The sequence below is a fragment of the Bradyrhizobium sp. JR4.3 genome (assembly GCF_040547695.1).
Lineage (GTDB): Bacteria > Pseudomonadota > Alphaproteobacteria > Rhizobiales > Xanthobacteraceae > Bradyrhizobium > Bradyrhizobium canariense.
In genome coordinates, this window is record NZ_JBEPQF010000011.1 from 88,825 (window position 1) to 103,655 (window position 14,831).

Sequence of the window (14,831 nt, forward strand, 5' to 3'; positions counted from 1 at the left end):
GGGCCGGGTCGGATGACCATCGGCTCAGTCCAGCAGCTTGTCCAATGTGATCGGGAAGCGGCGGATGCGTTTGCCGGTGGCGTGATAGACGGCGTTTGCGATCGCCGCCGGGACGCCGACGATGCCAATCTCGCCAATGCCCTTGATGCCGAGCCCGTTGATGTGCGCGTCCGGCTCGTCGACGAAGATCACGTCGATGTCGTGAACATCCGCATTCACGGGAATGTGGTACTCGGCGATGTTCGCGTTCATGATCCGACCGAAGCGATGATCCATCACCGTCTCCTCATGGAGCGCCATCCCGATCCCCCAGACCACGCCGCCCATGATCTGGCTGCGGCCGGTCTTGGTGTTCAGAATCCGCCCGGCCGCAACGGCGCTCACGACCCGCGTCACGCGAATGACGTTTAGCTCTTCGTCCACCTTGACCTCGGCGAAGACGGCCGAATGGGTGTTGCGCGCGTGTTTCTTGTCCTCACCGAACTGGTTGAGCTTTTCCTTCTCGATACGTTCGACACCGCCATGGCGCATCGCGTCGGCGATCGAGACTGCGCGGCTGTTGTCGCTGGCGCTGGCAATGCTGCCGTCGGTCAGCACCGTATCGACAAGCTCGGCGCCGGCGACCGGCGAGCCTGGCATCTTCCCGGCCAGAGCTAACAGCTCCTTGCGCACTTCCTCGGCGGCTGCGAGCACCGCATGTGCGCTCGAGGCGGCCATCCAGGAGCCGCCCTCGACAGGCGCCTGCGGCAGACTGGAATCTGCGAGCCTGACGCTGATGTTCTCGATTGGCAGGCCGAGTGCGTCGGCTGCGACCTGAGCGACAATGGTGTAGGTGCCGGTGCCGATGTCCGATGCGGCACATGACACCTCGGCATGTCCGTTCGACGTCAGCGCGATACGGACGGCGACCGGCATCTGCAGTGCTTCCCACACACCCGTCGCCATGCCCCAGCCGACCAGCTCCTTGCCGTCGCGCATCGAGCGCGGCACAGGATTGCGTCTGCTCCAGCCGAAGGCGTCCGCGCCGCGCGCGTAGCATTCGCGCAACTGCTTGCTGGTGTAGGGCAGGTTTTCGCTCTGGTCGCGATCCGAGTAGCACTTCAGCCGCAGTTCGACCGGGTCGAGCTTGAGCGCGACGGCGAGCTCGTCCATGGCGCATTCGAGCGCGCAGACGCCCGACGCCGCGCCCGGTGCGCGCATATCGCAAGGCGTGGAGACGTCAAGGTGAACCAGCTTGTGCGCGAAGCGGCTGTTCGGACTCTTGTAGAGCTGTTCGGCCCAGCCGGTATCGTTGCGCGCAAAATCCTCGTAGCGCGAGGTGACGGCAATGGCCTCGTGCGTGACTGAATCGAGCGTACCATCCGATTTTGCGCCAAGCCCGACGCGCTCGATCGTCATCGGCCGGTAGCCGAGCCCGTACATCTGCTGGCGCGTCAGCACGACGCGAACGGATCGCTTCAGCGCGAGCGCGCCGAGCGTTGCCAACACCACCTGATATTGCGGCCGCAAGCCGGAGCCGAAGGCGCCGCCGACGTAGGGCGAGATCACGCGAATGTCATCCGGCTTCTTATCGAACACGCTGCATAGAAACTTGTGTACGTTCTGGACGCCTTGAGTCTTGTCGTAGATCGTGAGCTTGCCATTGCTGTCCCAGACCGCCGTAGTCGCATAGAGCTCCATCGGATTGTGATGCTCGGTCGGTATCACGTAGTCCGCCTCGTGGCGCACATAAGCTCCCGCAAGAGCCGCTACGGCGTCGCCCCGCGGCTTGTGCGGCTTGTCCTTCTCGGCAGCGTTGCTGCGCTCGCCTTCGAGGTCGGTCGCAAAACCATGCTGCTCATATTCGACCCGCACGAGAGTCGCGGCAAATTTCGCGGTTTCCCAGTCCTCCGCCACGACCAACGCAATCGGCTGGCCATTGAACTTGATCGTGTCATCATAAAGCGGACGGAAAGGCGAGCCTTCCTCGGGCGCTACTTCGTCCTTCCACGAATCGTCCTTGTCGGCCAGCGGCGGACGGTTCGCATGCGTGAGCACGTCGAGTACGCCTTCGACCTGGAGTGCCGTACTGGTGTCGAGGCGGGCAATGCGCCCGCATGGAACGGTGGCCTCGACCACGAAGCCATGGAGGAGCCCGTCCGCCGGAAATTCGCCGGCGTATCTGGCGGCCCCGGTGACCTTGGCCCGGCCATCGACACGCGACGTTGGCGTTCCGACATAAGCGTTCATCGGTCCCTCACGCGATCTTCTTGTGGGCCTGGGATTGCGGCGTGGCGTTCGCCGCCTGTGTCAGCGTCCGCACGATGGCGCGGCGGGCGAGCTCGACCTTGAAGCCGTTATGTGAGCGGGGCGTTGCTCCCTGAAGCAAGAGCTCCGCGGCGTGCGCGAAATGATCGGGCGTCGCGGCCTGGCCGCGCAACGCAGCTTCGGCTTCGAGGCTGCGCCAGGGCTTGTGAGCCACGCCGCCGAGCGCCACGCGTGCCCCGCTGATTGCGTTGCCCTCCAATTCGAGCGCGGCGGCAACCGAGACCAGAGCAAAAGCATAGGACATGCGGTCGCGAATTTTGAGGTAGCTGTAGTTTTGAGCAAAGCCGCGCTGCGGCAGCTCGATCGCCGTGATGATCTCGCCGGTGCCGAGATTGGTATCCACATGAGGCTTGTCGCCGGGCAGCCGATGGAAATCGGTCAGCGCGATGTTGCGTTCGCCGGAGGGACCCGCGATGTGCACGCGCGCATCGAGCGCGGCCAGCGCCACGCTCATGTCGGATGGATTGGTCGCGATGCAGGCGGCGCTCGTACCCAGGATCGCATGGTTGCGGTTCAGCCCGTCCATCGCCGAGCAGCCGCTGCCGGGATGTCGTTTGTTGCAGGGCGTGGCCGTGTCATAGAAATAGGCACAGCGCGTTCGCTGCATCAGATTGCCGCCGACGGAGGCCATGTTGCGCAATTGCGCCGATGCGCCGGCCAGAATGGCGCTGGCGAGCAGGGGATAGCGCTGCTCGATCAGTGGGTGGTAGGCGAGGTCCGAGTTCGGCACCAGCGCGCCGATGCGCAGGGACCCGTCGGACGTCTCCTCGACCTTGCGCAGCGGCAGGCGGGAAATGTCGATCAGCCGGGAGGGGCGCTCGACATTCTCTTTCATCAGGTCGATCAGATTTGTGCCGCCGGCAATGAGTTTTGCGCCGGGATCGGCGGCGAGCAGGCGAATCGCGTCGGCGACATCATTGGCTCGGGCGTATTGGAAGTTGTTCATGGCTGGCCCATTGCCTGCTGGATGGCGGCGACGATGTTCGGATAGGCGCCGCAGCGGCAGAGGTTTCCGCTCATCAACTCCCGGATCTCGTCGGTATCTTTGGCACGGCCTTCGACGAGCAGTCCGGCCGCCGAACATATCTGTCCCGGCGTGCAATAGCCGCACTGGAAGGCGTCATGGTCGATAAACGCCTGTTGCAGTGGATGCAGCGCGCCGTCGTTGGCAAGGCCTTCGATGGTCGTGATCTTCGCGCCGTCCTTCATGACGGCGAGCGTGAGGCAGGAATTGATTCGCCGGCCGTCCACCAGCACCGTGCAGGCGCCGCACTGACCATGGTCGCAGCCCTTCTTGGTGCCGCTCAGCGCAAGATGGTCGCGCAAGGCATCGAGCAGCGTGGTCCATGGCACGAGATCGAGCGTGTGACTGACGCCGTTGACGACAAGATGGATCGGAATGCGTTCGGAAATTTGATGCGTGACATCGCCCATGTCCTGCTCCCTGCGACGGCGACCGTGCCGGACGTCAGCCGTGTTGACGCGGGGGCACGCCTCCGCCGGCCAATAGCGCCCAACGGATCACCGACCGGTTGGTTCCTTTTGATTCCCTTGCCGGCAGTTCGCCTTTCCGAGAGGTTGCGATCAGCGCTTCGCTTCGCCGAACACCACATTCGGCACGGCGCGGTTGACGACCTCGCGCAGCGCGAAGCTCGATTGCACCCGCGCGACGCGCGGCAGGCGCGACAGCTCCATGCGGTGGATGCGCTCAAAATCCTGGATGTCGCGGGCGAGCACGATCAGGATGTAGTCGTCGGTCCCCGACATCAGGAAGCAGCGCACGACGGACGGGCATTTCACCACTTCCGCCTCGAACGCCTTCAACGCCTCGTCGCTTTGGCTTTCCAACGCGATGCGGACCAGCACCGTGGTGGTAAGGCCGAACTGCGCGAGGTCGAGCGTGGCCTGATAGTCCTGGATATAGCCGTCGTCTTCCAGCGCCTTCTGGCGCCGCGCGAGCGCGGTGCTTGATAGCCCAACCTTGTTGGCGAGCTCGGTGTGGCTGGCCCGCGCATTGGTCGTGAGTTCCGCGAGGATTGCGAGATCTTTCCGGTCGAGGGCCAAAGTTTCGTTTCCAGCGTGAAAGGGCGTTTGCGCGCCGGAAACCGGCGCAGGGATGTCAAAGCTAGCGGATATTTGCACGAAACCAAACCGGGCAGGTCGCTACGATCATGAGGTGAATCAAAAGGAGGCCAGGGATGCGCGTCGGTGTGCCCAAGGAAATCAAAGTGCAGGAATATCGCGTCGGGCTCACCCCGGGCGCAGTCCGCGAATATGTCGCGGCCGGGCACGAGGTGACCGTCGAGAGCGGCGCGGGTGGCGGCATCGGCGCATCCGACGAAGTCTATAGGCGGGTAGGGGCCACCATTGCCGAGAGCGCGCGCGACATCTTCGCCAAGTCGGAGATGATCGTGAAGGTGAAGGAGCCCCAGAAAAGCGAGTGGGCCCAGCTCCGCGAAAGCCAGATCCTGTTCACTTATCTCCATCTCGCGCCGGATCCCGAACAGGCCAGGGGTTTGCTCGCCTCCGGCTGTACTGCGATCGCCTATGAAACCGTCACCGACGCGGCCGGTCACCTCCCCCTGCTTGCGCCGATGAGCGAAGTCGCCGGCCGCCTCGCCATCGAGGCCGCCGGCGCCGCGCTCAAGCGATCGGCTGGCGGCCGCGGGCTTCTACTGGGCGGCGTTCCCGGCGTGCAGCCGGCGCGGGTCGTCGTGCTCGGCGGCGGCGTGGTGGGAACGCAAGCCGCGCGCATGGCCGCGGGCCTTGGCGCCGAGGTCACCGTGATCGACCGTTCGATTCCTCGGTTGCGGGAGCTCGATGATCTCTTTGCCGGGCGCGTGCGCACCCGCTTCTCCACCATCGAATCGGTTGAGGAGGAGGTGTTCGCTGCCGACGTCGTGATCGGCGCGGTGCTGGTGCCGGGTGCGAGTGCGCCCAAGCTTGTCACGCGTGCGATGCTGACATCGATGCGACCGGGCGCCGTGCTGGTCGACGTCGCGATCGATCAGGGCGGCTGCTTCGAGACTTCGCACCCGACCACGCATGCCGATCCGACCTATCTGGTCGACGGCATCGTGCATTATTGCGTGGCTAACATGCCCGGCGCGGTGCCGGTGACGTCGAGCCAGGCGCTGAACAACGCGACACTGCCGTTCGGCCTGATGCTCGCGAACAAGGGCTTCGCGGCGGTGCTGGAAAATCCACATCTGCACAACGGGCTGAATGTGCATCGCGGCCGCATCACCAACAAGGCGGTGGCGGAGAGCCTCGGGCTGGAGTTTGCTCCGGTGGGGAGCGGGCTGGCGGCGTAGAGCACGATCCGGAAAAGTGCGCAGCGGTTTTCCAGGCCGGAAGAAGAAAACTATTGTCCCGTGCCCGTCCTGCGGAAGGAGTTTCCCCGCCGGGAGGCAAAAAAGCCAATCGCTTCCATTGCTGTTTGGGGCCGAAACGACGACATTTCCATCAGAAATTGATGGATTGACTGCTATGGAACGCACCAGGTTTGAGCCTTTCGGCGAGCAATTGGTGTCCGCAACGGACACCCAACCGCGCTCGCGCGGGTCGAAGCTGCTGCTGCGGGTTGGCACCGGCCTGTTCTGGTCGCTGGTTGCCGGCATCGTGCTGGCGCGTGCGGCCTTCTTCGAGCCCGGCGTCTACGATGGCTTCAGCCGCGTCGCCTCGCTGGCCAAGAGCCTGATCTTCTAAGGCGCGCCTGATCTTCTAAAGGGCGCCTGACCTTCAGAGCCAGATTATTCCGGGCTGAGGATAGAACTTCCCTGAGCCCTGATATGTCGAAAACTTATTTCCCAATCGGATGGCGCTGCGTATAAATCCTTCTCCTTGGGAGAGATTTGTGTCGCAGAATCAAGCATCCAGCCCGGCCGACGCCAAGCCGACCACGGCCACTGGCCGCATCGTCGCGCTGATTCCCGGGATCCTCCTCTGCATCGCCGTGGCCGGCGTTTCGGCCCTGCTCGAACGGGCGGAATTGGGCGTCTTCGAACATCCCTATGTCGAGGCGCTGGTGATGGCGATCTTGCTCGGCATGGCCGTGCGCAGCTTTTGGAAGCCCGCGCCGCGCTGGCAGTCCGGCATCGCCTTCAGCGCCAAGCAACTGCTCGAAGTCGCCGTCATGCTGCTGGGGGCCTCGATCAGCTTTGCTGCTATCGCGGCGTCCGGGGTCGCGCTGTTGGCCTCGATCGCAGCGGTCGTCGTGATCGCGCTCTGCGTCTCCTTCGGCATCAGCCGCCTGCTTGGTCTCTCGACGCGGCTCTCGATCCTGATCGCCTGCGGCAACTCGATCTGCGGCAATTCGGCGATCGCCGCGGTGGCGCCGATCATCGGCGCCAACAATGACGAGATCGCATCCTCGATCTCCTTCACCGCGATCCTCGGCGTGATGATGGTGCTCGGCTTGCCGCTGCTGATTCCGCTGCTGCAGCTATCGGCCACCCAATACGGAATCCTTGCAGGCCTCACCGTCTATGCCGTGCCGCAGGTGCTGGCCGCGACGGTGCCGGCGGGACTCGTCTCGACGCAGATCGGCACGCTCGTCAAGCTGATGCGCGTGCTGATGCTCGGGCCGGTGGTCGTCGGCCTCTCGCTGACGGCCTCGCGCTGGCACAGCGACGCCAAGAAGAGCAATGTCGGCTTTTTCCGCCTGGTCCCGTGGTTCATCCTCGGCTTCCTTGCGCTGGCGACATTGCGCTCGCTGGAGATCGTGCCGGGCACGGTGGTTGCCCCGATCACGCGGATCACGGGTTTTCTCACGGTGGTGTCGATGGCTGCGCTAGGCCTGGGTGTCGATGTGAAGGTACTTGCCAATGTCGGGGGGCGGGTGACGGCGGCCGTAACGCTGTCGCTGCTGCTGCTGCTCGGCATCAGCATCGCGCTGGTGCACTGGTTCAAGTGAGCGGCGCGACACTGCCGTAGGGTGGGCAAAGGCGCGAAAGCGCCGTGCCCACCATTTCTCTCATGGAGAACGATGGTGGGCACGCTTCGCTTTGCCCACCCTACGAAACTGGCTTCCCGCAAGCGGGGCGAGGTAAGATCAAATCACGTCCGCGAGCGAATGCCCGTGCAGCTCGATGTTCAGCCCCTGCATGCCCATGTCGTTGAGCTCGCCGCCCATCGCTTTGATGCTCTCCTCGCGGATCAGCGACATCAGTCCGCGGCGCAATGCCAGGAATTCCGACGACATCATCATCGACTGCTGCCGCGGCCGCTCCAGCGGGATCGGAATCTCCGCCTTGATCGAGCCGGGGCGCGCGGTCATGCAGTAGACGCGGTCGGACAGGAAGATCGCCTCGTCGATGTCGTGGGTGACGAACAGCACCGAGATCTTCAGCCGCTGCCACATGTTGGTGAGGATCTGCTGCATGATGACGCGGGTCTGCGCATCGAGCGCGCCGAAGGGCTCGTCCAGCAGCAGCACTTTGGGTCCTGTCGCGAGCGCGCGCACGATGCCGACGCGCTGTTTCATGCCACCTGAGAGTTTCTCGGGGTAATGCTTTTCGAAGGCTTCGAGGCCCGCGAGGCCCAGCAGCGTGCGCGCGGCGCGCTCGCGCTGCGAGCGCGGCATGCCGCGCATCTTCAGGCCGAACTCGACATTCTCTCGCACCGTCTTCCAGGGAAACAGCGAATATTGCTGGAACACCATGCCACGCTCGGCGCTCGGACCGTTCACCCTCTCGCCGTCGACGGTGACGATGCCCGTGGTCGGCTTGAGGAAGCCGGCGACCGCGTTAAGCAGCGTCGACTTTCCGCAGCCGGAGGGCCCGACGATCGAGACGAACTCGCCAGGCTTCACATGAATCTGCGTATCGGTGACGGCCTGTACCGGTCCTTCGATGCTGTCGTAGCTGAGGGAGAAATTCCTGACCTCGATATGCCCCTGCGGTGCCTTGACGACGATCTCACTCATCTTGACCTCCACGGCATCACCAATTGTCCGGCCCCCCGGATCAGCATGCTCGATCCGAGGCCGAGCACGCCGATCGCGATCATGCCGAGCGCGATGTCGGCATACTGGACCAGCGAATAGGCCTCCCAGGTGAAATAGCCGATGCCGTACTGCCCCGAGATCATCTCGGCGGCGATCAGCGACACCCAGGCCACCCCCATGCCGACGGTGAGGCCGGTGAAGATGTGCGGGAGCGAGGCCGGGAAATACACGTCGCGGAAGATCGAGCGTTCCCGCGCGCCGAGACATTGCGCGGCGCGCACCAGCACGGGGTCGACAAGCGACATGCCGTGCAGCGTGTTGACCAGGATCGGGAAGAACGAGCCGAGGAAGGTGATGTAGACGATGCTCTGCTCGTTGGTAGGCCACAGCATGATCGCCATCGGCACCCAGGCGATCGCCGGGATCGGCCGCAGCACCTCCGCCACGGGGAAGATAATCTCGTGGACCAGCTTGAAGCGGCCCATGATCAGGCCGAGCGGCACCGCGACGATGGCCGCGAGCGAGAAGCCAAAGAAGATGCGCCGGCAGCTCAAGAGAACGTGCAGCAGGAATTTCGGATCGTGGATCGCCTTGGTGAAGCTCGCATAGACCGCGAGTGGCGAGGGCACGTTGGTGAAGCGCACGAAGAACACGACGCGGTAGGTCGTCAGCAGGTGCCAGACCAGCAGGAAGGCGAGCAGCGAGATGATGCCGATCGCGGTCGCGCGCAGCCCGCCCCGGTTGAGCCGGTACCAGCGCAACGCGAGCGTGCCGAAGGAAGGCGGTGATGCGGGTGGAGTGGAGGCGGGCATGGCGCTTGCCTCCGCGATGGCACTTGCCGGCATACTGTCCTCGGGATGTCTGAGGAGGGCGGGACTGCTCACGTCTTGCCCCCGCCGACCGCCGCCTTCACGGCCTCGTCGAAGCCGAGCACCTTGCCGCTGATCTTGGCGGCATAGGCTTCGGCGTCCTTCTTCAACAGGAACGGCACAACCTGGCCATTGCCGACCGCGAAGAAAGCCTGGTCGGCGAACAGCTTGATGCCGCGGGTGGTATCGAAGACGTAAGCGACGTTGATCTTCTTGCCCTTTGCCTTGTAGTCGGCATAGGCGGCGAGCGTGCAGCCGGTTGACGAGAAAGGCATGATGCCGGCTTCGTCGACCCAGACCTCGCCGGCTTTGCGCGGATCGGAGATCGGTTTCTTGCAGAAGGAATCTTCGCCGGAGATCTCGTAATTGCTGGTGCTGGCGAGCCGCGCGTCGTAGTCGAGCTTCATCTCGGAATAGGCTTTGCGGATGTAGCTGTCGTCGACCCATTTCTTCGGGTCGAACTCCTTCATCCGGCCGAGGTTCTGCAGCACCTTGACGTCGGCCGTCGCGGCGTCGATCAGCGCCGGCTTGATCGAGGGATCAGTGGTCATGTTGCCGCTGGGGCCGAGGAAGATGTAGACGACCTCCTTGTTGATGCCGGTCCATTCCTGGATTTTCTCGGCGGCGAGCTTGGGATCGTCGCGCAGCCACTGATTGGCGGCGATCAGCGCCTTGAAATATGCGACGACGACCTCGGGATATTTCTCGGCGAAATCGGTGCGGACCACGATGCCGTGGAAGGTCGGCAGATTAGTCTCGACGCCGTCAAAGATCTTTCGCGCGAAACCGCGGAACGGCAGCAACTCGGCGAACGGAACGAAGTCGGCATGCGCGTCGATCTTCTTCTCCTGGAGATTGGTCGAGCCGACCTCCGGGCTTTGGCTGACCAGCTGGAAGAAATCCGACGCGTAGCCGCGGTCCTGCATCGCCTTCAGCACCATGCCGTGCGCGGCGGAGCCGAACGGCACGCTCACGAGCTTCCCCTTGAGGTCTGCGAGATCGTAGTAGGGCGAATCCTTGTGAACGACGATGCCGTTGCCGGAGCCCGACAGGCTGTAGGCGGCGATGCCGATCAGTCGGCTCTTGCTCTCCGGATTGCTGTCGAAAGTGAAGCCGTTCACGATCAGCGGATAGTCGCCCATCATGCCGATCTGCAGCTTGTTCGCCATCATCGCATTGGTGACGGGCGGACCGGACGTGAAGTTCTGCCACTCCAGCTCGAACTTGATGTTGGCGTATTTGCCGTCCTTCGGCAGATATTTTTCGAGGAGATGGAGCTGGCGGATGACGACGCCGGCGGTCACCGTGTTGGTCGTGGTGTCCTGCGTTCCGATGCCGAGCGTAACGGTTTCCGCCGCGGCCGGCTGCGCGAGGAGAAGCGCCAGCGACGTCACCGACATCGCGATCGAGAGCGTGGGAAGATGGCGGACCATTCTCATCCTCATTCGGTTGGATGTGCTGTGGTTGCCATGATTGGGTGAGGGCGTGGGCAGGGCAAATCCGGAATGAGCGCCACAGTCGATTAGTTGCCGGGAAAAGTTGATTGCATAGTCCTTGGGCAGTCCTGCACTATAAAGCCGCTTGGGTGGGCACCGGCCCTAGTCCGACGCTTGCCCTCGCATCTCTTCCAGCACGTCGGGCCGGCAGACCACGATCTGGGAGCGCTTGGTCAGCACGATTCCCTTCTCCTGCATGCGCTTCAGGCTGATCGTGACCCATTGCCTGGTGGCGCCGACCATGTGGGCGATATCGGCATGGGTGAAGGCGGCCGCGATCACCCGGCCGTCGGCGTCATCGACGCCATAGAGGTCGACGAGATGCAGCAACAGATGCGCAAGGCGCTGTGTGATCGAGCGCGTTCCCAGCATCTGGGCCAGCGCCGAATAGCACTTGCCCTTGAAGGTCAGGCCTTCGATCAGGCCGATCGCGAGGTTCGGAATCTCGACCGCAAGCGATCGCAACTCCTTTCCGGGCAGATGCACCACGCTGCAATTGCTGGATGCAACGCCGGACCATTGATGCACGGTGCCTTCGAACACTTCCGGCCCGCCGACGAAATTGCCGACATGCCAATAGGCCAGCGTGATCTCGCGGCCGAGCGGCGAGGTGTAGAAGACCCGGATACGGCCGCTTTCGATCAGCCAGATACCGTCATGCTTGCCACCCTGGCTGAACAGCGTCTGGCCACGGTTGAGCACTTTTCGGCGGCCCTGCTTCAGCACCAGCTCCCGCTCGCGCTGGCTGAGCTTGTCCATCAACGGCGGCGGTCCGCCGATCCATTGCTGGTTCTCGGTGAGCAGCAGCGAGGAACCGCCGGCAGGCCGGACTGCCGGGGGACCGGCCCCCCGAACCGCATTCGCCGCCGCCTGCAACATTATCTGCCTCCGGAACGTTCAAACCGTTCTAAAGAGGAGCAATGTCCGTGCCAGATTCACTCCGCTGTCATCGCCCGGCTTGACCGGGCGATCCAGTATTCCAGAGACGTCAATGGGTTATCGAGAAGCCGCGGCGTACTGGATTCCCCGCCTTCGCGGGGAATGACAGCGGAGTTTGGAGGACGACCTGTTGCGTCTACCGTCCCGCCAGGCTCAGCAAATACGGCTTCGGGTAAATCCCCCGATTATGCCCATCCGAAAACGAGATGTTCAGCCCGTAACCGAGATCGCCGATTTCGGTGATCGCGATGCCTGGAAACCGCTCGGGGAAGCGGCCGTCGAAGCGGGCGCGGGTGCAGTGGGCGCATTTGCAGGAGAGGCGGAGCGTTTCCGCCGGCAAGTCCAGCGTGTCGTCCTGAGCGGTGCGAACGCGGAGCGTCGCGAGGTCGGCGCTTGCTTCGTAATCTGCCACGATCGGTGCCACCAAGGTCATGACGTGTCTCCGACCCTTCTCTACGTTGCCGCAGCGCTGCTGCGATAGCAACTAATTGCCAGGCTCAGGTGCGAGGCGCTGATCTTCGCTGCCTGCTGTTCGATCATCGCCCACGAAATGTGAAACTAATCGACCGGGAATTTCAGTTCGGCGTTGCCGGATTCCCGTCTCTCCGAAACCTTGTGCGCAATCGAGGTCAGGAGAGACAATGAGCGCATTTCAGAAGGAAACGGTCCTGTCGGTCAGGCACTGGACCGATAGCCTGTTCAGCTTCACCGCGACGCGCGATCCGGGCTTCCGCTTCCAGAACGGCCAGTTCGCGATGATCGGGCTGGAAGTCGAGGGCAAGCCGTTGCTGCGGGCCTACAGCATGGCGAGCGCCAATCACGAGGAGGCGCTCGAGTTCTTCTCGATCAAGGTGCAGGACGGTCCGCTGACCTCGCGCCTTCAGAAGATCAGGGAGGGAGACGTCATCCTGGTCGGCCGCAAGGCCACGGGCACGCTGATCACCGGCAACCTCCTTCCCGGCAAGCGCCTGTTGCTGCTCTCGACCGGCACGGGGCTCGCGCCGTTCGCCAGCCTGATCAAGGACCCCGACGTCTACGAGAATTACGAGACCATCGTGCTCGCCCATGGCTGCCGCCAGGTCTCCGAGCTCTCCTATGGCGAGCACCTGGTAGAAGGCCTGCGCGATCACGAGTTCTTCGGGCCGCTGATCCGGGACAAGCTCGTCTACTACCCGACCGTTACCCGCGAGCCGTTCAGGAATCGCGGCCGCATCTCCGACCTGATCGCGTCGAACCAGCTCTTCGACGACATCGGTCTATCAGGCCTCGATATCGAGACCGACCGCATCATGCTGTGCGGCAGCCCGGCGATGCTGGAGGAACTTCCCGCGATGTTGTCCGCACGCGACTTTGTCGAGGGCAATCACAGCCGGCCCGGTCATTTCGTGATCGAAAAGGCCTTTGTCGAGCGCTGAGGCGCAAATCGCAGCCCGGCGACAACTAATTGCTATCGCCGGGACGCCTGCTGAACAAATCTGATGCAAAGGCGCCGGACCTGCCGGCGAACCAGGAGCAAGCGATGTCACTAGATCAGATCGTCGATGGACTTTCGGAGGTTTCCTGCGACGTGCTGGTGATCGGCGGCGGCACGGCCGGCCCGATGGCGGCACTGAAGGCGAAGCTGAAGAATCCGAAGGCCAATGTCGTCCTGCTCGAAAAGGCCAACGTCAAGCGCTCCGGAGCGATCTCGATGGGCATGGACGGCTTGAACAACGCCGTCATTCCCGGATACGCAACGCCGGAGCAGTACACCAAGGAAATCACCATCGCCAATGACGGCATCGTCGATCAGAAGGCGGTCTACAAATACGCGCAGAACTGCTACTCGATCATCGAGGAACTCGACAGTTTCGGCATCCGCTTTCTGAAGAACGAGAACGGCGACTACGCCGTCAAGAAGGTGCACCACATCGGCACCTACGTGCTGCCGATGCCGAACGGCGAGACCGTGAAGAAGGCGCTGTATCGCCAGCTCCGTCGCGCCCGCATCCTGATCTCCAACCGCTACATGGCGACGCGGCTGCTCAAATCCGCCGACGGGCGCATTGCCGGCGCGATCAGCGTTAATACTCGTACCGCCGAGATGCTGGTGATCAAGGCCAAGGCCGTCATCCTGTGCATGGGCGCCGCCGGCCGGCTCGGTCTGCCGACCTCCGGCTACATGTTTGGTACCTACGAGAACGCAGCCAATTCCGGCGACGGCTATTCCATGGCCTATCATGCCGGTGCGGCTCTGGCGAACCTCGAATGCTATCAGATCAATCCGCTGATCAAGGACTATAACGGCCCGGCCTGCGCCTACGTCGCCGGTCCCTTCGGCGCCTTCACCGCCAACAACGAGGGATCGCGCTTCATCGAATGCGATTACTGGTCGGGTCAGATGATGCTGGAATTCTACAACGAGCTGCTGTCTGGCAAGGGCCCGGTGTTTCTCCAGCTCAAGCATCTTCACCCCGACACCATCTCGGAGATCGAATCGACGCTGCACAAGGTCGAGCGTCCCACACGCGGCCTGTTCCAGCAGGGGCGCGGGGTCGACTACCGCAGCGAGTCGATCGAGATGCATATCTCCGAGATCGGCTTCTGCTCCGGTCACAGTGCGTCGGGCGTGTTCGTCGACGACAACGCGCGCACCACCGTCCCGGGCCTCTATGCCGCCGGCGACATGGCCAGCGTGCCGCACAATTACATGCTCGGCGCCTTCACCAACGGTTCGGTCGCCGGCCTCGACGCGATGGAATTCGCTGACAATCACGACTTCGCGGAATTCGACGCGGCCGATGTCGCCAGCGAACGTGACCGCGTCATGGCGCCGACCAAACGCGAGGACGGCATTCCGCCGAACCAGATCGAGTACAAGACCAGGCGTCTCGTCAATGACTATCTCCAGCCGCCGAAAGTCACGCGCAAATACGAACTCGGCATGCGCCGGCTCGCTGACGCGAGGGAAGACATGCAGGAGCGCATGATCGCGCGCAATGCGCACGAGCTGCTCCGCGCGCTCGAAGTCCAGTCGATCATGGACTGCGCGGACATGGCTGTGCATGCCTCGCTCTACCGCGAGGAAAGCCGCTGGGGCCTTTATCACTGGCGCACGGATTTCCCGGAGAAGGACAATGAGAACTGGTTCTGCCACACGCTGCTCAGCAAGCAGGACGGCAAGATGACCAGCGAGAAGCGTGCCGTGGAGCCCTATATCGTGCCGATCGCCGACGATGAGAAGGATCTCTACGACAAGCAGCGCATCCGCGCGACAGCCTGACCCGCCAAAGT

At 63.2% G+C, this 14,831-nt stretch carries 14 protein-coding genes; 5 read left to right on the forward strand and 9 right to left on the reverse strand.

All coding sequences use genetic code 11. From position 1 onward, the window contains the following. Positions 1-24: 24 nt before the first annotated feature. The 4 genes from ABIB91_RS19200 to ABIB91_RS19215 form a co-directional block, all read right to left on the reverse strand. Entirely contained in the window at positions 25-2,229 is a 2,205-nt protein-coding gene (locus ABIB91_RS19200) for a xanthine dehydrogenase family protein molybdopterin-binding subunit (RefSeq protein ID WP_354164464.1), read from the reverse strand. Positions 2,230-2,236: 7 nt separating this feature from the next. Further along, positions 2,237-3,253, reverse strand: a complete 1,017-nt coding sequence (locus tag ABIB91_RS19205; RefSeq protein WP_354164467.1) for an FAD binding domain-containing protein — start codon at positions 3,251-3,253, stop codon at positions 2,237-2,239. Beyond that, complete coding sequence (locus ABIB91_RS19210; RefSeq protein WP_354164470.1) at positions 3,250-3,741, reverse strand: (2Fe-2S)-binding protein; 492 nt, start codon at positions 3,739-3,741, stop codon at positions 3,250-3,252. Before ABIB91_RS19210 ends, ABIB91_RS19205 begins: the two co-directional genes overlap by 4 nt. A gap of 150 nt (positions 3,742-3,891) precedes the next feature. After that, positions 3,892-4,371, reverse strand: a complete 480-nt coding sequence (locus tag ABIB91_RS19215) for an Lrp/AsnC family transcriptional regulator (protein WP_007593271.1) — start codon at positions 4,369-4,371, stop codon at positions 3,892-3,894. Between the two features lie 134 nt (positions 4,372-4,505). On the opposite strand from ABIB91_RS19215, the gene ald reads away from it, so the two are divergent. The 3 genes from ald to ABIB91_RS19230 all read left to right on the forward strand — a co-directional run bounded on the left by ald (position 4,506) and on the right by ABIB91_RS19230 (position 7,222). Further along, entirely contained in the window at positions 4,506-5,621 is a 1,116-nt protein-coding gene (gene ald, locus ABIB91_RS19220; RefSeq protein WP_354164474.1) for an alanine dehydrogenase, read from the forward strand. A 175-nt stretch (positions 5,622-5,796) separates the two neighbouring features. After that, positions 5,797-6,015, forward strand: coding sequence for a hypothetical protein (locus tag ABIB91_RS19225; protein WP_007593267.1), 219 nt, complete (start codon positions 5,797-5,799; stop codon positions 6,013-6,015). 148 nt (positions 6,016-6,163) lie between these two features. Next, positions 6,164-7,222 carry a YeiH family protein gene (locus ABIB91_RS19230; protein WP_354164478.1) on the forward strand — a complete coding sequence of 353 codons (1,059 nt, stop codon included), beginning with the start codon at positions 6,164-6,166 and terminating at the stop codon, positions 7,220-7,222. Positions 7,223-7,360: 138 nt separating this feature from the next. Here the strand turns inward: ABIB91_RS19230 and ABIB91_RS19235 are convergent, their stop codons facing one another. From ABIB91_RS19235 to ABIB91_RS19255, 5 genes are all read right to left on the reverse strand, one after another. Next, positions 7,361-8,233, reverse strand: a complete 873-nt coding sequence (locus ABIB91_RS19235) for an ABC transporter ATP-binding protein (protein ID WP_007593264.1) — start codon at positions 8,231-8,233, stop codon at positions 7,361-7,363. Further along, a complete protein-coding gene (locus ABIB91_RS19240; RefSeq protein ID WP_088940900.1) occupies positions 8,230-9,138 on the reverse strand; it encodes an ABC transporter permease in 909 nt (302 codons plus the stop codon). Before ABIB91_RS19240 ends, ABIB91_RS19235 begins: the two co-directional genes overlap by 4 nt. After that, the gene (locus tag ABIB91_RS19245; protein ID WP_354164483.1) at positions 9,135-10,556 is read right to left on the reverse strand and encodes an ABC transporter substrate-binding protein; all 1,422 of its coding nucleotides are present in this window, start codon (positions 10,554-10,556) and stop codon (positions 9,135-9,137) included. The genes ABIB91_RS19240 and ABIB91_RS19245 overlap by 4 nt, the downstream gene beginning before the upstream one ends. 165 nt (positions 10,557-10,721) lie before the next feature. Then, positions 10,722-11,498, reverse strand: coding sequence for a Crp/Fnr family transcriptional regulator (locus tag ABIB91_RS19250; protein ID WP_007593261.1), 777 nt, complete (start codon positions 11,496-11,498; stop codon positions 10,722-10,724). A 196-nt stretch (positions 11,499-11,694) separates the two neighbouring features. Continuing rightward, positions 11,695-11,991, reverse strand: coding sequence for a gamma-butyrobetaine hydroxylase-like domain-containing protein (locus tag ABIB91_RS19255; protein WP_007593255.1), 297 nt, complete (start codon positions 11,989-11,991; stop codon positions 11,695-11,697). Between the two features lie 208 nt (positions 11,992-12,199). Between ABIB91_RS19255 and ABIB91_RS19260 the strand changes: the two genes are divergently transcribed. Continuing rightward, positions 12,200-12,973, forward strand: a complete 774-nt coding sequence (locus tag ABIB91_RS19260; protein WP_007593254.1) for a ferredoxin--NADP reductase — start codon at positions 12,200-12,202, stop codon at positions 12,971-12,973. A 104-nt stretch (positions 12,974-13,077) separates the two neighbouring features. Next, positions 13,078-14,820, forward strand: coding sequence for a fumarate reductase/succinate dehydrogenase flavoprotein subunit (locus ABIB91_RS19265; RefSeq protein ID WP_354164487.1), 1,743 nt, complete (start codon positions 13,078-13,080; stop codon positions 14,818-14,820). The last annotated feature ends 11 nt before the right edge of the window (positions 14,821-14,831 follow it).

Excerpts from the sequence above, each read along its gene's own strand:
- ABIB91_RS19260 (WP_007593254.1), top strand. The coding sequence starts at position 12,200 with ATGAGCGCATTTCAGAAGGAAACGGTCCTGTCGGTCAGGCACTGGACC.
- ABIB91_RS19205 (WP_354164467.1), bottom strand. The coding sequence starts at position 3,253 with ATGAACAACTTCCAATACGCCCGAGCCAATGATGTCGCCGACGCGATT.
- ABIB91_RS19235 (WP_007593264.1), bottom strand. The coding sequence starts at position 8,233 with ATGAGTGAGATCGTCGTCAAGGCACCGCAGGGGCATATCGAGGTCAGG.
- ABIB91_RS19250 (WP_007593261.1), bottom strand. The coding sequence starts at position 11,498 with ATGTTGCAGGCGGCGGCGAATGCGGTTCGGGGGGCCGGTCCCCCGGCA.
- ABIB91_RS19265 (WP_354164487.1), top strand. The coding sequence starts at position 13,078 with ATGTCACTAGATCAGATCGTCGATGGACTTTCGGAGGTTTCCTGCGAC.
- ald (WP_354164474.1), top strand. The coding sequence starts at position 4,506 with ATGCGCGTCGGTGTGCCCAAGGAAATCAAAGTGCAGGAATATCGCGTC.
- ABIB91_RS19255 (WP_007593255.1), bottom strand. The coding sequence starts at position 11,991 with ATGACCTTGGTGGCACCGATCGTGGCAGATTACGAAGCAAGCGCCGAC.
- ABIB91_RS19225 (WP_007593267.1), top strand. The coding sequence starts at position 5,797 with ATGGAACGCACCAGGTTTGAGCCTTTCGGCGAGCAATTGGTGTCCGCA.
- ABIB91_RS19245 (WP_354164483.1), bottom strand. The coding sequence starts at position 10,556 with ATGGTCCGCCATCTTCCCACGCTCTCGATCGCGATGTCGGTGACGTCG.
- ABIB91_RS19200 (WP_354164464.1), bottom strand. The coding sequence starts at position 2,229 with ATGAACGCTTATGTCGGAACGCCAACGTCGCGTGTCGATGGCCGGGCC.
- ABIB91_RS19210 (WP_354164470.1), bottom strand. The coding sequence starts at position 3,741 with ATGGGCGATGTCACGCATCAAATTTCCGAACGCATTCCGATCCATCTT.